Source organism: Nocardia sp. NPDC057455 (genome assembly GCF_042802775.1).
In the GTDB taxonomy this organism is placed as follows: domain Bacteria; phylum Actinomycetota; class Actinomycetes; order Mycobacteriales; family Mycobacteriaceae; genus Nocardia.
The window spans coordinates 1-3,315 of the sequence record NZ_JBHVDM010000184.1 but is presented as its reverse complement, the minus strand read 5'-3'; the positions used below and the strand labels follow the sequence as shown (position 1 = coordinate 3,315).

At 68.0% G+C, this 3,315-nt stretch carries 4 protein-coding genes; 1 reads left to right on the top strand and 3 read right to left on the bottom strand.

Features of this window, described 5'->3' with window-relative positions; translation table 11 throughout:
- Window positions 1–84: 84 nt before the first annotated feature.
- Window positions 85–237, bottom strand: coding sequence for a hypothetical protein (locus ACFU5M_RS34230; protein ID WP_379055730.1), 153 nt, complete (start codon window positions 235–237; stop codon window positions 85–87).
- A gap of 171 nt (window positions 238–408) precedes the next feature.
- Window positions 409–819 (bottom strand): hypothetical protein, encoded by a 411-nt coding sequence (locus ACFU5M_RS34225; protein ID WP_379055728.1) that lies wholly within the window; start codon window positions 817–819, stop codon window positions 409–411.
- Between the two features lie 484 nt (window positions 820–1,303).
- Between ACFU5M_RS34225 and ACFU5M_RS34220 the strand changes: the two genes are divergently transcribed.
- Window positions 1,304–2,266 carry a ferritin-like domain-containing protein gene (locus ACFU5M_RS34220; RefSeq protein WP_379055726.1) on the top strand — a complete coding sequence of 321 codons (963 nt, stop codon included), beginning with the start codon at window positions 1,304–1,306 and terminating at the stop codon, window positions 2,264–2,266.
- A gap of 370 nt (window positions 2,267–2,636) precedes the next feature.
- Here ACFU5M_RS34220 and ACFU5M_RS34215 read toward each other — a convergent pair whose 3' ends face one another.
- The gene (locus tag ACFU5M_RS34215) at window positions 2,637–3,074 is read right to left on the bottom strand and encodes a hypothetical protein (protein WP_379055724.1); all 438 of its coding nucleotides are present in this window, start codon (window positions 3,072–3,074) and stop codon (window positions 2,637–2,639) included.
- Window positions 3,075–3,315 lie beyond the last annotated feature (241 nt).

The following is a 3,315-nucleotide window of genomic DNA, read 5'->3' as shown; positions in this document are numbered from 1 at the left end:
GCCGAGGCGTTCCCGCGCCGGCCGGGCCCGGCGCCCGCCACGACTAGTGTTCCGCGCCTGAAATCCGGATTCAGGCGCGGAACACTAGTCGTGTGGCTCGACGTCAAGGACGTACTCGAGGTTTCTGATCTGGTCGATGACCTCTGGTGGGGCAGAGATGACGACGCGGTCGGCGCCGCAGAGTTGGACGACCTCGGCGTCGGTGGTGGCGAGCCAGTCGAAGAACTGCGTCCGCACCCCGCGCGGCGTCGCACTGTCGCCTCGGAGATACGGATCGAGACGGACGAGGTAGGTGCGAGGGGACGTGACGTTCTCCTTTGCTTGTGGGCCCGGTTGAGCTGTCGCATGGCCGGAGGGCGATCTGGGCCCTGCACACCCCCTGCGGCGGGTCCGGTCGTCCGGTGTCGCTCACATGCTCGGGGGTCGAGCGGGGCCGGTCGGGAATGGAATCGGAATGCGATCACCGGGCCGGTAGGTCTCGATGGCTCCGAGATGGGTGGTGAGCCCGGCCAGCGTGGTGCGGCGGCTCTGCCCGCGCGGCACGCCGACCAGCAGAACTTCGACCGCGCAGTCTTGCACGGTGTCCGTCGGGATGGAGCGGTCGAGGATGGCCACGATGGTGGTAATGGGTTCTCGTCCGCGGTCGAGGTAGGCCGCTCCGGCGTCGGAAGGCCCGTAGCTCCAGGTCAGGATTTGCGGGCCGGAGCATTCTTTGATGAACGTCCAGCCGCAGACTCGCAGCATGCTGTCCAGTCCGGCGAACACTCGCATGTCCGACGCGGGCACCGGATGGCCGCATCGGGTGCCCAAAGCCTGCATCACCGAAGAGGGTGGATATCGGCGATGCCAGATCTCAGCCTGCATCGTCGTGACCAACGCATCCTCACTCCGCGGTATGCGCCAGTCGGAGCCACGCCAGAACCGTCTGTCACGTTGGCGTGCGGTCTTTGTCTCGTTCGCACTGGACATGGTCCCCCATGGTCGCAGTCTCAGCGTCCGGACCTCGGCAGACACGCCCACCGCGGCACACCAGCCCTCAACATCCGGTTTCGAGCTCGGTGCGTTTCCAGCAGCGTTCCGGAACCCGCGCCCGAAAATGGCGAGCAGGCTCATCGCTCCACACCACCCATGCTCAGCACCCAAGCCGGAGGCGCCGGGCCCGGGGCGCCGCGAATCGTCGAAGATGGCCATGCTTGTGCCGGCAGGAGGGGGATGTTACTGGCCGATAGCGGTGGGTAGTGCCGAGAGTGGTGCACCTTTGCGCCGACCCGATGCTGTCAACACCGGAGGGACGAGATCCGCAATGAGCACACCAGACACCACAACCTTGCTCGCGCAGCTACGCACTGTGCTGTCGCTGACCAACACCGAAATCCAGGTCGCCGAGACCCGCATCGCCCAAGCCCGCACCGATGCGGTGCGCCGCGAGTTGTCCGAGAACGCCGACAACGCCCGCGCCCGCTCCGAATCCATCGAGGCCGCCATCCGTGACCTGGGCGGCGTTCCGGAACTGGTCGCCCCGTTCCTCGGCCAAGCCGCCGCCGCGGTCAAGGCGATGGTCGAGCAGGCCCTACCGTTCGACGAGGCCCTGCTCGGTGACCTGGCTCTGGAACACCAACTGGTCGACCGCGCCCGCTACATCAAAGCCCTCGCCACCGCCGCCGGACAGCGCGAAGTGGTGGCGTTGGCGCAGCGGTTGATCACCGCGCACTCGGCCACCGTCGACTGGCTGACCACCGTCCTGGCCGAGGACGCTCTTGGCGGGCCGGCCGCGCTGCGCCGCACCCCCTTGCAGTCCGCGGCCGGGACCGCGGTGAAGCTGTTCAACCTCCCGGTCACATTGTCGACCCGCGGCCTGGACCGGGCATTGGACACAGTGCGCGCCACCCCACCCGCCCTGGGCGGCCTACTGGCTCAAGGGGCACGCGCCGGGAATGTCGCTGCCAAGACACTGTCTGCTTCCCGCGACGCCGCGCTGGAGACCGCCGAGCAGGTCACCCGCCGCGAAGGCGCCGACACCGCCGCCGACGCCCTGCGGTCGATCCGCACCAGCACCGGCGTGCTCGAGCCCGAGGAGCTGCCCATCAGCGACTATGACGAGCTGAACGTCTCCCAAGCCGTCGCCGAGGTCAAAGAACTCACCGACCCCGCCGACATCCGGGCGATCGTCGCTTACGAAGAAGCCCACAAAAACCGCCACGGCGTCGTCTCCGCCGCCCAAACCCGACTCGCGGCCATCGCCCAAGAAGTCGCCGGACTCACCTGAGCCATCATTCGTAGGCTGCATGCGGGTCGAGTAGGCCGACTGAGCGCGTGTTCGATGCCCGCCCCATCGTTGAGGCAGTGGCAACTGGTTGGTCAAGTGACAGATGAAGTGGTCAACACGCGACGACGATGCCGCCCGAACGGAGGGGTCCTGAGATCGCCTCGGACGCACAACCAGATCGTTCTTCGGGCGGACGGAAGCCGACCTCGCGCCGAACCTTGCCAGCGGCTACTCCGATTCGGGGATGTTCGAATCGGTTCTGGTCGATTCCATGGCGGCCGAGAGTTTCACCGTCGCGCCGGAACGGTGAACGGCTCGGCTGGTAGCGCTTGCAGACAAACATGATCGGCACCGGCGGCGAGCTGGTCGGCTATCCACCGCGTCTTCGCCGATGGCGACCAGCGCGTCGACGAGTCGGCCGCTGCCGGGCCGGCGAGGTCGGCCTCGGTGAAGCCGAGTCGCCGCCAGCTCGCACGGTATCCCGGGTGGAGAGGTAGGCGCCGACATGTGCCCGCGCCCGCGCATCCTCGTCATCGGCACCGACCACGACGGCCTGTTCGACCAGCAACGCCCGGTCCGGCCCGACCATCGCGCGCGCCTGTGCGGTGTGTTCGGGCGGTACGAGGTAGGTGATGGCAGCGTCGACGCGGTCTCGGGCCAGGCGCAGTGCGCGCGGGCCGAGCGCGGCCAGCACGCGCGGCAACCGGCCTGGGTCGGCCAGGCCGAGCCGGGCGCGCAAGCCGTCGGGCGTGTCGAGTTCGTCGAGGGCCTCGGTAGCGGGTGCGGGGCGGTGGTCGTGACCGCTCACCGACGTGCTCCCGCTGGTATGTGCGAATGTGACGTTTGCCGTCGTCCGGGAGTGCTACCCGGTAACTGGCGGCGACAAGAAAGGGGCTCAGCGATCCTCGATCCGTTGAGCAGATGATGAACGCGCTGCGCTATCCCTCCGGTGGCATCCGGGGTAGGCGCAATCGCTGATTGCTGACGATCTGAACCCGGCCATCACCCGCTCGGGCAGCCACGACAGTTTGCGGAGCCTCCCACGAACG

Bases quoted from the DNA above. Each gene is read 5' to 3' on its own strand.
- ACFU5M_RS34225 (WP_379055728.1), bottom strand. From the start codon at position 819: ATGCAGGCTTTGGGCACCCGATGCGGCCATCCGGTGCCCGCGTCGGAC.
- ACFU5M_RS34220 (WP_379055726.1), top strand. From the start codon at position 1,304: ATGAGCACACCAGACACCACAACCTTGCTCGCGCAGCTACGCACTGTG.